General features: G+C 46.8%; 12 protein-coding genes and 1 riboswitch. Of the genes, 4 read left to right on the top strand and 8 right to left on the bottom strand.

Going from position 1 to position 16,037, the window contains the following annotated elements:
• Positions 1 to 5: 5 nt before the first annotated feature.
• The gene (locus RDP42_RS05160) at positions 6 to 2,048 is read right to left on the bottom strand and encodes a TonB-dependent receptor plug domain-containing protein (RefSeq protein ID WP_308762820.1); all 2,043 of its coding nucleotides are present in this window, start codon (positions 2,046 to 2,048) and stop codon (positions 6 to 8) included.
• A gap of 59 nt (positions 2,049 to 2,107) precedes the next feature.
• Positions 2,108 to 2,323, bottom strand: a riboswitch (cobalamin riboswitch).
• A 451-nt stretch (positions 2,324 to 2,774) separates the two neighbouring features.
• Here RDP42_RS05160 and RDP42_RS05165 point away from each other — a divergent pair.
• Positions 2,775 to 4,235, top strand: coding sequence for a potassium/proton antiporter (locus RDP42_RS05165; RefSeq protein ID WP_308762821.1), 1,461 nt, complete (start codon positions 2,775 to 2,777; stop codon positions 4,233 to 4,235).
• Here the strand turns inward: RDP42_RS05165 and RDP42_RS05170 are convergent.
• Complete coding sequence (locus RDP42_RS05170; protein WP_308762822.1) at positions 4,232 to 6,289, bottom strand: RNA degradosome polyphosphate kinase; 2,058 nt, start codon at positions 6,287 to 6,289, stop codon at positions 4,232 to 4,234. The two genes, RDP42_RS05165 and RDP42_RS05170, sit on opposite strands and share 4 nt — an antisense overlap.
• Positions 6,290 to 6,351: 62 nt before the next feature.
• Here RDP42_RS05170 and RDP42_RS05175 point away from each other — a divergent pair, with 62 nt between their 5' ends.
• From RDP42_RS05175 to asnA, 3 genes are all read left to right on the top strand, one after another.
• Entirely contained in the window at positions 6,352 to 6,843 is a 492-nt protein-coding gene (locus RDP42_RS05175) for a metallophosphoesterase family protein (protein ID WP_308762823.1), read from the top strand.
• A 64-nt stretch (positions 6,844 to 6,907) separates the two neighbouring features.
• A complete protein-coding gene (gene rfbB / locus RDP42_RS05180; RefSeq protein WP_204476476.1) occupies positions 6,908 to 8,047 on the top strand; it encodes a dTDP-glucose 4,6-dehydratase in 1,140 nt (379 codons plus the stop codon).
• A 207-nt stretch (positions 8,048 to 8,254) separates the two neighbouring features.
• Complete coding sequence (asnA, locus tag RDP42_RS05185; RefSeq protein WP_303915726.1) at positions 8,255 to 9,295, top strand: aspartate--ammonia ligase; 1,041 nt, start codon at positions 8,255 to 8,257, stop codon at positions 9,293 to 9,295.
• Positions 9,296 to 9,394: 99 nt separating this feature from the next.
• On the opposite strand, the gene RDP42_RS05190 is transcribed toward asnA, so the two are convergent.
• The 6 genes from RDP42_RS05190 to RDP42_RS05215 all read right to left on the bottom strand — a co-directional run bounded on the left by RDP42_RS05190 (position 9,395) and on the right by RDP42_RS05215 (position 15,693).
• Positions 9,395 to 10,057 carry a uracil-DNA glycosylase gene (locus tag RDP42_RS05190; protein ID WP_022354220.1) on the bottom strand — a complete coding sequence of 221 codons (663 nt, stop codon included), beginning with the start codon at positions 10,055 to 10,057 and terminating at the stop codon, positions 9,395 to 9,397.
• 18 nt (positions 10,058 to 10,075) lie between these two features.
• Positions 10,076 to 12,835 (bottom strand): methionine synthase, encoded by a 2,760-nt coding sequence (metH, locus tag RDP42_RS05195; protein WP_308762824.1) that lies wholly within the window; start codon positions 12,833 to 12,835, stop codon positions 10,076 to 10,078.
• Positions 12,836 to 12,864: 29 nt separating this feature from the next.
• Positions 12,865 to 13,323, bottom strand: coding sequence for an SsrA-binding protein (gene smpB, locus RDP42_RS05200; protein ID WP_303915730.1), 459 nt, complete (start codon positions 13,321 to 13,323; stop codon positions 12,865 to 12,867).
• Positions 13,323 to 13,892, bottom strand: coding sequence for a Yip1 family protein (locus RDP42_RS05205; RefSeq protein WP_308762825.1), 570 nt, complete (start codon positions 13,890 to 13,892; stop codon positions 13,323 to 13,325). Before RDP42_RS05205 ends, smpB begins: the two co-directional genes overlap by 1 nt.
• Before the next feature lie 333 nt (positions 13,893 to 14,225).
• Complete coding sequence (locus RDP42_RS05210) at positions 14,226 to 15,065, bottom strand: hypothetical protein (RefSeq protein WP_308762826.1); 840 nt, start codon at positions 15,063 to 15,065, stop codon at positions 14,226 to 14,228.
• 118 nt (positions 15,066 to 15,183) lie between these two features.
• Positions 15,184 to 15,693 carry a DMP19 family protein gene (locus RDP42_RS05215; protein ID WP_204476470.1) on the bottom strand — a complete coding sequence of 170 codons (510 nt, stop codon included), beginning with the start codon at positions 15,691 to 15,693 and terminating at the stop codon, positions 15,184 to 15,186.
• Positions 15,694 to 16,037: the final 344 nt, after the last annotated feature.

Consider the following 16,037-nt stretch of genomic DNA (forward strand, 5'->3'; position numbering starts at 1 on the left):
TAAAATTAAAAATGAATAGTAGCTGTCAGTTTCCATGAACGTCCCGGCATCGGATAATACTTTATCACCTCGTATTGCTCATTCATGAAATTAATCAAATCGGCCTGCAATCTCAGCCTACACTTTGAAAATGAAAATTGCCGGGAAAGCGTCAACGTCTGCTCCACATAGCCTTCAATTTCATTTTCCGGAATATTCTGTGAGAAATAATATCTTTTCCCTACTCCAATCAAGCTATAACCCAGTTTTACCCAAGGAGTCTCTAAAATCACGGAACCATTGCCGTTATGTTCCGGCGTATAAGGCAACTGATCTTTGTAGCTCTTGGAAGTTGGATCTGTCAAATCGATGGCTTTCTGCCAAGTATAACTACCCGACACATAGGCTTTGAATATACTTCCCAATGGGATTCCCATAGAAAGCGTGACATCTGCCCCCCAGACATGAGCCTTTCCGTAATTTGCCATTCGCCACACATAAGTGGAAGGAAAAGCCACAATCTTATCTGTCACCTGATTGAAATACACATCGCCCGTAAACGTCAGGTAATCCCAAATTGCATTCTTTTTCGCCCCCCATGTCACACCAACATTATATTCCTTAGCTTTTTCCGGACGAAGCGAACGATTGCCCAAGCGATAATAATACAAATCATTGAAGGTTGGCGTACGGAATGTACTTTTATACATCGCACGCAAAAAGAAATCCTGCTCGCTGAAAGGCTTCCAATTCACAGAAAAAGATGGAGACAATTTCTTCAAATCCGCTGGTTTTTCTCCACTCTCTACATGCTCAGTAATATAAGTATTAATCAAAGAAGCATCTACCTGCAACCTTCCCCATTCATAACGGGCATGCAAAGCGGTTAACGAAGTCAAACGCGTCGGAAACGGACAATCCGGCAAGTTGCTGTCAAGCGTATTTACTGCCAAATCTTGAGCGAAAGACAAGGAAAAGCCTTTGAACGGGTGGTACAAGGCCGCCCCTGAAGCATAATATTCATGCTGGGTATAATGATCGGTAGACACCCCTCCTTCATACTGGGCTCCCTTATCCTGATATTTGTTCCACGCATAATTGTATTTCGCCTGCACCTGCAACGACCACTTTTCGGAAATCTTATCCTGATACTTGGCCTGCACAAACGCATTCTTGTCCCACAAACGCTCTCTCGAAACCGGATTATATAAGATTACAGCTCCTGGAAGTCCTCGTTCCGACTGATAATAGTAAGCCTTTACGCTCAACTTCTTATTCTCCTGAAAGTCATGAAACAGATTCCACTCCGTGTGCCAGGAGTCCACTTCCGAATTGTTTCTCTTCTCTGTCTGCGTATATTTCCCGTTTTTCAACAGAAAAGGATACTGTCCGTCCGACTGTAAATAATCCCCGTCAACTGACAACACCGTCCGTTCACCCAACTGCTGTCCATAACGAAAATAAGGATTGACCATTCCAAAAGACCCTCCTTTTACCTGAAACAAGAATTGCCATTTCCGGTCTCTCAGAAACTCAGGACGGGAAGTCTCAATATTCAACACGCCGGCCGAAGCATACAACCGGGCTGATTGAAGCATATCTTCATTCTGCCCTACGCTCAACGACAAAGACTGTACATTATCCAATGAAAAACGGCCGATATCAATCTGACCTGCCTGACAATTGCTGACAGCCACTCCATCGTAACTGATAGCCGTATGAGCAGCCCCCATGTTACGGACAGAAACCGTTTTCAGTCCTCCTGTACCGCCATAATCACGTACATCCGTACCTGCAAAACGACGGACGGCATCGGCCATATTCTGGATTCCCAAATCATCTATCATGTCTTTTCCCAAACGTTGTACTGGAACCGTAGAGGATATTTTATTTGTCGACCTCCGCACACCGCTCACCGTCACATCCGGAATCTGATGCACCTTTCCCGTAATGCTGTCCGAATCGGCCTGCTGTGCAAAAACACTCCCCACGCCTGTAAGGACACACAGACACACGGCTATAAAAAAGCGACACCCGACTATAACAGCCGGTTCATTCCATCTTTTCATGCAAGTTTTTAATTGTAATTCTACATTACGCACGTTCTTGCCATCCTTTCCTCGAGAATGCAAGCATGACTTTGTTTTGCAGGTCTTCTGACTTACTCCCGTTTGTCTTGCCTTCCCATCTTTCATTGAAAGACAGTGGCTGAGTAGTGGATAGACAAACGTCACTATAAGGAGCTCACAGCAGCGGGACTGTCCGGGACTTTCACCCGATTCCCTTTTCATCCGTGATTTCGCCGAACGGAAATCCAAACGGAACAAAACATTGCAAATATACGGTTTTCTTGAAAAACAAGGATAAATTTCTACAAAATTATCACACAAGCCTATAAACAAGTACCCTGGATACCTTTATCATTCCCCACACAGAAGATGCCCGCCTTCACCCATTAAAAACTCCCCCTCATGCATACCTTTAAACCTCTCGGCCTATTCCTTGGAATCCCCTTGCAAATTCTCTGTTCCACAGTTTGGTTTTTGTATCCCACACTGTGAAATATATATCCCACACTGTGGTTTTTGTATTTCACAGTGTGGGACAGAGAATAGGCAAGGAAGTTCTCCACTTTATACAAGGTCGTCTAAAAAAATACCCCGGAAGAAAGTTCATCCAAAAATCCACAAATTTTTCCATGAAAAGCCCTTATCCACAAAACATTTTCTTACCTTCGAGCATTTAATATTTACACAAACATCCTCTTTTATTCATTTATTAATCACTAAGGCATTATGATTTTTACGGCAGAAAACATTTTGATGATCGGATCGATTCTTATCTTTTCCAGTATCCTCATCAGCAAAACCGGATACCGGTTCGGAATTCCTACCCTCTTGCTCTTTCTTGTAGTGGGTATGCTCTTTGGAAGCGACGGACTGGGATTACAGTTCAACAGCGCTTCGGATGCACAGTTCATCGGCATGATGGCATTGAGTATCATTCTGTTCTCCGGCGGTATGGACACCAAATACACCGACATCAAACCGGTACTCACTCCCGGTATTGTTCTGTCGACTGCCGGCGTCCTGCTCACCACCCTGCTGACCGGTGTATTCATCTTTTATATTTCCGACTGGAACCGGACCAACATCGAACTGACCTTGCTCACATCCCTGCTGCTGGCTGCCACCATGTCGTCCACTGACTCGGCCTCGGTATTCAACCTGCTCCGCTCACAGCGCATGAACCTGAAGCAGCATCTTCGCCCGATGCTGGAATTGGAAAGTGGAAGTAACGACCCGATGGCCTATATGCTGACCATCGTCCTGATACAAGTGATTTCCAGTGGAAGCCATCCCGACTTTCTGCTTATCACGAAAGATTTGCTGGTACAGTTCTTTTTCGGAGGGGTTATCGGCTATGCCATGGGACGCTTCAGCGTATGGCTCATCAACCGTATCAACCTGTCGAACAGTTCTCTCTACTCCATCTTGTTGCTTAGCCTGGTATTCATCACCTTTACCATTACCGACCAGCTGAAGGGAAATGCCTACCTGGCCGTGTACATCATGGGCGTGATTCTGGGAAATACCAAACTGGCTTTCCGAAAAGAAATCAACACATTCATGAGCGGACTGACCTGGCTCTTCCAGATTATCATGTTCCTCTCCTTGGGGCTGTTGGTCAACCCACACGAAATGCTCGACCTGGCCGCAGTGGCCTTGCTGATTGGTGCCTTCATGATTATCGTGGCACGCCCGCTCAGCGTGTTCCTCTGCCTGCTTCCGTTCCGGAATATTTCCGCTAAAGGCAAACTGTTTGTGTCATGGGTCGGATTGAGAGGGGCCACCCCCATCATTTTCGCCACTTATCCCGTACTGGCCCAGATTGAAGGCTCCCAACAGCTGTTCAACATCGTCTTTTTCATCACCCTCGTGTCATTGGTGGTTCAAGGGATGACCATCACCAAAGTGGCCAAACTGCTGCACTTGGACTTACCGGCTCCTAAAGAAGGCAATGAATTTGGAGTAGAACTTCCGGACGAAATCGATACCCGCCTAAACGACCTTACCTTGACTCCGGAAATGCTAGCCACGCAAAACAAGCTAGCCGACATGCAGATTCCCAAAGGCACACTGGTCATGCTGGTAAAACGCGGCAGTGAGTTCCTCATCCCCAACGGACAAATGGAACTGAAACCGGGAGACAAACTGCTGCTCATCTCCGAAAACAAGCACAAGCCGGCTGATTAATCGTCAGCCAGCTTGCGTTTCAGGTATTCATAAAAGTCATACTGTGCCCGCACATCGTCATTCCCCGGTTTCCGCTTAAAGACATTCTGCAAATGATTGTCCACCCAGCAGGCTTTCCGGTTGGCCGACAACTGCAAATTCAGCATGTCGGTCAGTTCCTGCCGAAGCCTTCCGTCCAGGATAGGTGTCACCGCCTCTATGCGGCGATACAGGTTACGGCGCATCCAGTCGGGAGAGCCGATGAACACCTTCGGGTCACCCCCGTTGCCGAAATACCACACCCGGGCATGCTCCAGAAACGTATCCACGATACGGGTCACCCGGATGTTCCGGCTGAAAGATTCTCCCGGCACCAAGCAACAAATGCCCCGCACAATCAGGTCAATCTGTACCCCGGCTTCACTAGCCCGATACAATTCATCAATCATGGCCGTATCCTGCAGGGCGTTCATCTTCAGAATGATTCGTCCCGACTTTCCTTTACGCACCAAGTCGATTTCTTTTTGAATCAACTGTTTGAGCTCCGGCAACAAGTTGAAGCGGGCAATCAGCAACCGTTTAAAATGGGGCTCTTTCACTTCCCGCCTCAACACCTGGAACAGGGTACACATATCCTCCACAATCTGCTTGTTGCACGTGTACAAGGCAATATCCGCATAAATTTTCGCGGTCTTCTCGTTGAAATTCCCGGTACTGACATACGCGTAACTTCGCAACCGCTCCCCGCTGTCGTTCTTTCGAAGTACCAACGCCACCTTCGCGTGAACTTTCAACCCCGGAATACTGAAGATGATGTCAATACCTGCCTTCCGCATCAGCTCTGCGGTTGCCAGATTATTCTCTTCGTCAAAACGGGCCTTCAGTTCCACGAACACCGTGACATGCTTCCCGTTCCGGGCAGCCGCAATCAACGCATTGATTACTTCCGAATGTTCCGCCACCCGATACTGTGTAATCATAATTTCCCGACAGAGCGGATCGTGCACCGCCTCGTACAAGAAACGGATGAAATGTTCGAAACTATGATAAGGATAATAAAGCAACATGTCACGTTTGGCGATTCGCCGATACATGAAATGCTTTTCATTGATTCCCGGTAGGAACATCGGCTGTGGCTTGACTATCTGAGGAATATGCGGATTCGGGTTCGGCAGGAACGACAGATTCTCCAGGTTCAAATGCTTGTCGCCCGGCACCAGTTCTTCCCGGTTGATACCCAGCGCTTCCACCAGCGCATCCAGAAACTCCGCCGGCATTTTCCGGTCGTACACAAAACGGCAGATAGCCCCGATCTTGCGCTTCTTCACTTTTTCCTTCAGCTTCTCCACCATACTCTCTGCCGGCACATCATCCACAAACACGTCGGCATCGCGCGAAATCTTACAGCAATAACTGCATTCCACCTCATACCCCACAAACATTTCCTGCAAATTCGCTTTGATGATATCCTCCAGAAACATCAGATAATAATTTCCGTCATGGAAAGGCAATTCCACAAAACGGGGCACTTTGCTATACGGCATCTTGATAAGAAAATATTCCGACTTGTCCGCTCCGGGTTTCCGGACTTTCACCGCCAGATACAACCGTTTGTCGCGCAAAAAGAAACGTACGTTCTCCGGTTCCATCTTCATCGGCTGGAGGTAAGGGAAAACTTCTTCCATGAAAAAACGATGCACAAACTCCTTGTGGAAGTCCTCTACCTCACTCTTGCTCTGATAAAAGACGACATGATTCCGTCGCAGTTCGGGAAGTATCTTCTGCTCATAAATGCGTACACGGTCTTCCAGCTGGCGGTTCACCACCTCCGTAATGCGCCGAATCAGGTCATGCGCCTCCTCTACCGTCATGTCCTCACTCTTTCCCCCGGAAGCTACCGCCTTGTGTTCCGCCACACGTACCTGGTAAAACTCTTCCAGATTGGACGAATAAATGGCAATAAAATTGATTCTTTCATATAAAGGAAGACTGTCGTCGTCTGCTTCGAGCAAGACTCGGTAATTGAACGACAGCCAGCTGATGTCGCGGTTGAAATATTTATAATGGCTTTCCATACATAGAATCCTTCAAGGTTTTCTCAAATGTAGTATCTTTGCCGGACAAAAACAACAGAAAAATGAAAAGAATAGGACTTCTGTCCGACACCCATGGCTATTGGGACGAACGTTACCTGAAATATTTTGACACCTGCGATGAAATATGGCATGCGGGAGACATCGGTTCACAGGAAGTGGCCGACCGTCTGGCTGCCTTCCGTCCCCTCCGGGCGGTATACGGCAATATCGACGGACAAGACTTGCGCCTCCGCTTTCCGGAAATCAACCGTTTCCAGCTGGAAGGAGCCGACGTACTGATGAAACACATCGGAGGATACCCCGGCAAATACGACCCTTCCGTCCGGCAGATTCTCCACACACAGCCTCCACAGTTGTTCATCAGCGGCCATTCCCATATCCTGAAGGTCAAATACGACCCCAAACTGCATTTGCTGCATATCAACCCGGGAGCAGCCGGGAAATATGGTTTTCATAAAGTACGTACCTTGATACGTTTCTCCATAACCGACGGAAACTTCTCCGACTTGGAAGTCATCGAACTGAATGATTAAGCCTGAAAAGTCTTGTTGCATTCAAAAATCTTTCCGAAATTTGCACACAAAATAAAAAAATTATATGAAAACTTATCTAGTTACTGGAGCTGCCGGATTCATCGGTGCCAATTATATCAAATATATCTTGGCCAAGCATGATGACATCAAGGTTGTCATTCTGGACGCTTTGACATACGCTGGAAATCTGGAAACCATCTCATCGGACATCGACAACGAACGCTGTTTCTTCATCAAAGGAAATATCTGCGACCATGACTTGGCCGACCGATTGTTTGCAGATTACAAATTTGATTACATCGTCAATTTTGCTGCCGAAAGCCACGTGGACCGCAGTATTGAAAATCCACAATTATTCTTACAGACCAACATACTGGGCACACAAAACCTGCTGGATGCCGCACGACGTGCCTGGGTGACCGGAAAAGACGAAAACGGCTATCCTACCTGGCGAAAAGGAGTCCGTTTCCATCAAGTTTCTACCGACGAAGTCTACGGCTCACTGGGCCCGGAAGGCTATTTCACAGAAGAAACCCCGCTTTGCCCGCACAGCCCGTACAGTGCCTCCAAGACCAGCGCCGATTTGATTGTCATGGCCTATCGGGATACTTACAAAATGCCGGTAACCATCAGCCGCTGCTCCAACAACTACGGTCCTTACCACTTCCCGGAAAAGCTGATTCCGCTTATCATCAAGAACATTCTGGAAGGAAAGAAACTTCCTGTATATGGAAATGGTACCAACGTACGCGACTGGCTCTACGTGGAAGACCACTGTAAAGCCATCGACATGATTATCAATAAGGGGAAGGACGGTGAAATTTATAATGTAGGCGGACACAACGAGAAACAGAACATAGAAATTGTCAAACTGACCATCGCTACCATCCGTCAAATCATGACCGAACAACCGGAATACCGGAACATACTCAAAAAGAAAGAAATGACCTCCGACGGACAAATCAGTATTGACTGGATCAACGATTCACTGATTACCTACGTCAAAGACCGGTTGGGACACGATCAGCGCTACGCCATCGACCCGACAAAGATTACCCGTGAACTGGGCTGGACACCCGAGACCAAGTTTGAGGACGGTATTGTCAAAACCATCAAATGGTATCTCGACCACCAAGCATGGGTGAAGAATGTCACCAGCGGAGAATACCAGAACTATTACGAACATATGTACAAGAATCGCTGAAAAGCAATTTCTTTATCACTTCATAGAATGTCATTCCGGAAAGCAGTTTCCAGAATGACATTTTTTATTTCCCCATATTTATTTTCATTTTATCCATAAATACAAATAAAATAAAAACATTTTGATAAGTTATTCCACATTTCGCTTGCATATTTACAAAATACACCTATCTTTGCAAGCAAAACAAACAATTAAAGAAATAAACAAATGAGTTACCTTATAAAACCTGTAGGCTACAAGCCGTTGCTTGACATGAAGCAAACCGAACTGGGTATCAAGCAGATCAAAGAATTTTTCCAGCAAAACCTTTCTTCCGAACTTCGCTTGCGGCGTGTTACCGCCCCGTTATTCGTCCTGAAAGGCATGGGTATCAACGACGACTTGAACGGCACGGAACGTCCGGTCACCTTCCCTATAAAAGACTTGGGTGACCAGCAGGCTGAGGTAGTTCATTCCTTGGCTAAATGGAAACGACTCACGCTGGCGGATTATAAAATAGAACCGGGTTACGGTATCTATACCGACATGAATGCGATTCGCGCCGACGAAGAACTGGGCAACATCCACTCCCTGTATGTAGACCAGTGGGACTGGGAACGGGTCATCACGCCGGAACAGCGGACGGTAGATTTCCTGAAAAGCATCGTGACCCGCATCTATGCGGCCATGCGACGCACGGAATACATGATTTGTGAGATGTATCCGCAAATCAAATCCTTCCTGCCACACGACGTGCATTTCATCCACTCGGAAGATTTGTTGCAAATGTATCCCGATAAGACCGCTAAGGAACGGGAAAACCTGATTACCGAACGTTTCGGGGCCGTATTCATCATCGGCATCGGCAACAAGCTGAGCAACGGACAGCCGCACGACCTGCGTGCCCCCGACTACGACGACTACACCACCATCGACCCGAAGACCGGATTGCCGGGACTGAACGGAGACTTGCTGGTATGGAATGACGTACTACAGCGCGCTTTCGAAATTTCTTCCATGGGTATCCGTGTGGACAAAGCCGCCATGCTCAAGCAGCTGGAACTGGCCGGAAAAGAGGAACGCACCAAACTTTATTTCCACCAGCGTCTGCTGAACGATACATTGCCCCTCACCATCGGAGGAGGTATCGGCCAGTCACGCTTGTGTATGCTCTACCTGAAAAAAGGCCATATTGGTGAAATCCAAGCCAGCATCTGGCCGGAAGAGATGCGCAAAGAATGCGCCAAACTGGGCATGCAACTCATTTGAGACAAACACACACTTTATACACAATCCCCTTGTTTCCACTCCACTGAGCAGAAGCAAGGGGATTAATTTTTTTCAAGAAAAGTGCGGTACAAGTAGTTTCTACCAGTTGATAGGCGTCTCGCCATGCGCCACTAAATACTCATTGGTACGGCTGAAGTGCTTGTTGCCAAAAAATCCGTTGTAAGCCGACAAAGGCGAAGGATGTACGGAAGTCAGCACCAGATGCTTGTTACGGTCAATAAAAGCTCCTTTCTTCTGGGCATAAGAACCCCACAAGATGAACACCAGATGCTCTTTCTGCTCGGCCAGCACTCGAATGGCCGCATCCGTAAATTCCTCCCATCCTTTTCGCTGATGAGAACCTGCCTGATGCGCCCGTACCGTCAAAGTCGCGTTCAACAGCAGCACGCCCTGCTCCGCCCACCGGGTCAGATTCCCGCTCGCAGGCATGGGAGTACCCAAATCGTCATGAATCTCCTTGAATATATTCTGCAAAGAAGGCGGGAACGGTACGCCATCGTTGACTGAAAAGCATAATCCATGCGCCTGTCCCGGTCCGTGATATGGGTCCTGCCCAATAATCACCACCTTCACCTTATCAAAAGGGCAAAGATTGAACGCATTGAAAATCAAGCGTCCGGGAGGATATACCGTAGTCTGCTTGTATTCCTGTCGAACAAAATCCGTCAGCCGGACAAAATAATCCTTTTCAAACTCCGGGGCCAACGCCTTTTTCCATCCTTCTTCTATCTGTACGTTCATAATATCCTGATTAAATGATCAATCCCAAAGATTCAACTTGTTTTTCTTCGCTTCTTCCAGTGACACCGTTTTCACCACTTTCTGCTTGTTTTTGTCACGCAAAGCCTGATACTCCTCGTTCAACGCCTCCACAAAAGCCGGGCGCTGTTCCGGATTCAGCAGTTTGGCAGCCACCAGCGCATTCTGCGAAGCATCTTTCATGTAGACTACCGGCGCATGATATACAGGGGCAATCTTCAAGGCCGTATGCAACTTCGAAGTGGTCGCTCCTCCAATCATTACCGGAATGTCCAATCCGGCACGCTGCAACTCTGTCACCACATGCACCATTTCCTCCAGTGAAGGCGTAATCAGTCCGCTCAACCCTACAATATCCACTTTTTCCCGGATAGCCGTTTCCACAATCTTTTCTGCCGGCACCATCACGCCCAAGTCGATAATCTCGTAATTGTTGCACGCCATAACAACCGACACGATGTTCTTTCCGATGTCGTGTACGTCACCCTTCACCGTGGCCACCAGCACCTTTCCGGCACTGCGAGCCCCTTCCTCCTTTTCCGCCTCGATGTAAGGCTGGAGAATGGCCACCGCTTTCTTCATGGTACGCGCCGTTTTGACTACCTGCGGCAAGAACATCTTGCCCGAGCCGAACAAATCGCCCACATGGTTCATGCCCGCCATCAACGGACCTTCAATGATGCTCACTGCATTCGGGTAACGGGAAAGCGCTTCCTGCAAATCCTCTTCCAGGTAGTCTGAAAGTCCTTTCACCAGCGCATACTGCAACCGTTCTTCTACCGTGGTATCTTTGCGCCACAACAGCTGTGCCTCATGGCCTTCCTGCGAATCTGTTCCTTCCTTTTCCCGTTTCAACCGTTCCGCCGTCTCAATCAGCCGTTCTGCCGCATCCGGCCGACGGTTCAATACCACATCCTCTATCCGCTCCAGGATATCCTGCGGAATATCCGTATAAAGCACGGAAGTAGCCGGATTGACGATCCCCATGTCCATACCCTGCTGAATGGCATGATAGAGGAACACCGCATGCATGGCCTCACGGATATAATTGTTGCCGCGGAAAGAGAACGACAAGTTGCTCACCCCACCGCTTACATGAGCCCCCGGCAAGTGCTTGCGTATCCATCCGGTAGCCTGAATGAAATCGACCGCGTAATTGTTGTGTTCTTCGATACCCGTGGCCACGGCCAGCACATTGGGATCGAAGATAATATCGTGTGGATTAAATCCGACTTTGTCTACCAAAATATGATAAGCCCGTTCACACACCTCAATCTTACGGCTGAACGTATCGGCCTGTCCCTTCTCGTCGAAAGCCATGACAATGACGGCTGCCCCGAGCTCTTTCACCTCACGCGCATGGGCCATAAACACATCCTCCCCTTCCTTCAAAGAAATGGAGTTGACAATGCATTTTCCCTGTACACACTTCAATCCGGCACGAATCACGTCCCATTTGGAAGAATCAATCATGAGAGGTACACGGGCGATTTCCGGTTCAGAAGCCACCAGATTCAGGAAGGTGGTCATCTCTTCTGCCGCATCCAGCAGTCCGTCGTCCATATTGATGTCGAGAATCAATGCCCCGTCTTCCACCTGCTTGCGGGCAATGGACAAGGCCTCCTCGTATTTCTTCTCGTTGATGAGCCGGAGGAACTTCCGCGAACCTGCCACGTTGCAGCGTTCCCCCACATTCACGAAATTGATTTCGGGTGACACTTCCAGCAGTTCCAGTCCCGACAACCACATATACTTGTGCGGCTGTACCGGTACGCGAGGCTGTACCCCCCGAATCAAATCCTGGTATTTGGCTATATATTTTTCCGTGGTACCACAACATCCACCAATGATGTTAACCAGTCCTTCGTCGATGTATTCCTTCACTTCGGCTGCCATATCTTCCGGCGTCTGATCATACTGTCCCAGCGTGTTCGGCAGTCCGGCATTCGGATACGCACTGATATAATAAGGTGCACGAGCAGACAGTCTTTCCAAGAAAGGCTTCAACTGACGAGCTCCGAACGAACAGTTCAGTCCGATAGAAAATATATCGGCATGCTCCACCGAAGCTAAAAAAGCATCCAGTGTCTGCCCCGACAACGTGCGTCCGCCCACATCCGACACCGTAACCGACAGCATCAACGGCACCTTCCGGCCTGTTTTCTCCATCGAAAGTTCAGCTGCCCGAATGGCTGCCTTGGCATTCAGCGTATCGAAAATGGTTTCAATGAGCAAGGTATCCACTCCACCTTCCAGCAAGGCTTCCATCTGCTCGCAATAAGCCGCCTGCAATTCGTCGAAGGTCAATGCCCGGAAAGCCGGATTGTTCACGTCCGGACTCATGGAGCATGTCTTGTTGGTCGGCCCCACAGAACCCGCCACAAAACGAGGCTTCTCCGGATTCAGAGCTGTAAACTCATCGGCTATCCGACGGGCCAGACGGGCGGCTGCCAGGTTGATTTCCCGGCAATAAGCCTCCACATGATAGTCGGCCATTGACACCGAAGTGGCATTAAATGTATTCGTTTCGATAATGTCGGCTCCCGCTTCCAGGTATTTCCGGTGAATGTCTTCTATCACCTCCGGTCGCGTAAGGCACAGCAGGTCATTGTTCCCTTTCAACTGTCCTTTCGCATCTTTGAAACGAGTCCCGCGGAAATCCGCTTCCGAAAGATTATATTGCTGTATCATCGTACCCATCGCTCCGTCGAGCACCAGGATACGTTCCCGTACCAGTTGTTGTATTGTCTTTGTCTGCATAAGCATGGTACACCTTTTAGTGGTTTAGTTTAGCGTTTGAACATGCGGTCCATCATCCGCCGGTCTTCTTTCTCTTTCAATGTCTGACGTTTGTCATATTGTTTCTTACCCTTAGCCAGCGCAATGACCACCTTGGCCAGTCCGCGCTCGTTGATATACATGCGGGTAGGCACAATGGTAAAGCCCGGTTCTTCAGAAGTACGCTGCAACTTGCGCAACTCCTTCTTGGTCAGCAGCAACTTGCGGTCGCGACGTGCCGCATGGTTGTTATACGAGCCATAAAAATACTCGGCAATGTGCATGTTCTTCACCCACAGTTCCCCGCGGGAGAAAAAGCAGAACGTATCTACCAGGCTCGCCTTTCCCTGCCGGATGGACTTGATTTCCGTACCGGTCAGCACAATTCCGGCGGTATACGTATCGATAAACTCATAATCGAACGATGCCCGCTTGTTCTTGATGTTAATATTATTAGAAACTGGTCTCATCAATTTAAAATTACAGACAATCTATTAAATATAAATTCAATTACTCCCGGAGACAGCAATATCAACACTGTAGCTATCAACGTATAAGAAGTCAGCCGATTCTCCGAGATTCCTAAAAACTTCCGTGCTCCTTCGAACACCACCACTATGGTATACAGTTGCAGAATCCAATGCAGAATTTCAATGGATATCAATCCATTAACGATATCGAGCACAAACAAGACCGTCATGGAATAACCCACGAATACTTGCATTTTCTCCTTCGAGACATACTTGTCGAACCATCTCCAGGTGATTTTATCCAGCAGATAAGCAGCCAGAAAAAATCCGCCAAACAAAGCCACAGCTACCGCACAGCAACGTGTCAATGCCCATTGGAAAAATTCAGAACTGATATCGCGCCCGATAAATGTGCCGATGAACTCGGCCAGACCGCATAGTCCAATCAGCGGATAAACATATTCCGACATCATCCGGTTTCCCTGCCCTTCTGTGGCTTCTTTTTCCCAAAAACGAGCGGGCGAGGAAAGCAAAAATGTCATTTTATTGAACAATTCTTTATAATTCATTCCCAATTCTTTTCATTATGTGATGAAACGAATTGCAAATTTACAAAAAAGTATGAGATTAAGGAGAGAGAAAGCTATCTTTTCAAGCAATTTAAACGTCCGGTGCCTTAAAAACAAGTCATTTAAAAGCATCCCCAAAATGCCTTTGCGTTCGAGAGAAAACACAAGTACGTTTCACACAAAACGCCCTTGCGTTTTAATCAAAACTCTTTGGCGTTTGAGATCAAACGCAAGGACGTTTTCGAAAAGAACGCAAGGGCGTTTTTTCTGGATATAAAAAAACTGCATTGCAAGGCCCTTTCGAGCTCCTCGCAACGCAGTTCTCATATAAATTTATTGATTTGAAGTTGTCTCGTATAAACTGAATGTAACAGTCCGAGGCTTTTTATTAGCAATGGTAGGAAGATTGGCACTGTTATTATTATACTCATATTCCACAGCTACACTTTTCGGATTAGAACCATGTACAGCTTTATACTGAGAAATCAGATAATCCAGTCTTACATAAACCAAGTCTGTATATTTCACAGTATAATCATTTGCCCAACTTTCACTCGTTTCTGTTGATTCAGAATCAGAACTTCCTATTCCATCAATCTGATAACGCAATTTCAAAGTCAGCGTATTAGAAGATACGTTATCATCATCAGACACGTAATAAACACTCAAATGATGATTGGCCAATTCGGTTTTCACATTGTCCTGATTAGTTCCTTCCTTCAACATATAAGCAGGGGCTAAAATCAGATATTTGTTGTTTCTCCACACCATACCATCCCCGCTTCCTAAAGAATACAGTGACACAGTCTTTGTTACCTCCGGCAAAGTAGAAGACGGATTTCCCAGATTCTTCAAATACACCGGATCCTGCAATAAGGTTACAGGCAAATCCGTTGAAGTAGAGGTGGTACCTGAAATAGCTTGCAAATCTGAATTATTGTATTGATAAACCAGATACGCCAGATTCGATTCAGGAGTAGATGTCAATGTCTTATTAGGCACACATACCCAACCATACATTGAATTGAAAGACACTCCCCCAAAACCACTTGTGCTCACTTCCACATAATCTGTAATTGTTCTTACTCCATCATCTTCTGAGTTCAAGCAAGAACTAAATCCTACCACGGCTAACAATGCAGCAAAAAATACTGCCCATCTCTGTTTTTTCATACTTTCTTTTTTTCTTCTTATCTTTAGTTTATAAATATTTTCCAATTTATCCGATAAATGCAAAAAGAGGAAAACACTGCATACGGACTCTGAAAATTTAACATAAATAAACCATTTATTACGCAATGGTTGCAAAAGAATCCAAATGCTCATCCACGTAAGCCGCAATCTGCGCCGTAATCAACTCTTCCTCTTCCATGAATTTTTCTTCCAAATCATCGAATGCCTCATACTGTTCATACATGGCCATAAATTCGTCTTCCGTACAATCTTTCTCCAGATCGGCCCGGTGTGCATCGTAAATCTTTTTGGCTTCGTAAATCAGCTTTGAGAAATCCTTTGCCCCAAACAGACGCATCGCCTTGGCAAACGGATTGTCAAAGATATACGGTCCGTATCCATTCTGGATGAGCTGTACAAAGCCGCCTTCCATCACTTCCTCCCGGAAAAAGTGATATCCCAGCAACGTATGCTGGTAGCCGTTGAGCAACGGCATGGTCTTTTCGTTAATCACCCCTCCCGTCACTTCCAGGTATTTGTCGATAAACACTTTCAAGAAGGCATCCATTCCTTCTTCTGCCCCCTTCCGCAAATCCGCATCGGAGACCGTAATCTGATTCATTTCCATGCTATACCTAATAATTGTTACCTATCTATATGTAGACTTACGATAGGGCTTGCATATCGTATCTGCGGCAAAGATACAAGATTCTTTCAGAAGAGGAAAAACATTTTGGCAAGCAGAGTTTACAAAACAGGCCAAACTGAAAAAAATATCATTAAAATGTTGGAAAAAGTTTGGTTTCGTACGTTGCAGAAAGAAATAAAACGACTAACTTTGCGTTCGGATTAAGGAAGAAATTCCATAATTCGTGGTTTACGAAATACTTATTTTTTATTACCAATAAAACGTAAAGAATATGATTTATTCACATGAAGTTGAACACATGTGTTGTGTTGCTAAAGGACCTA

It is taken from the genome of uncultured Bacteroides sp. (genome assembly GCF_902472605.1).
In the GTDB taxonomy this organism is placed as follows: Bacteria; Bacteroidota; Bacteroidia; order Bacteroidales; family Bacteroidaceae; genus Phocaeicola.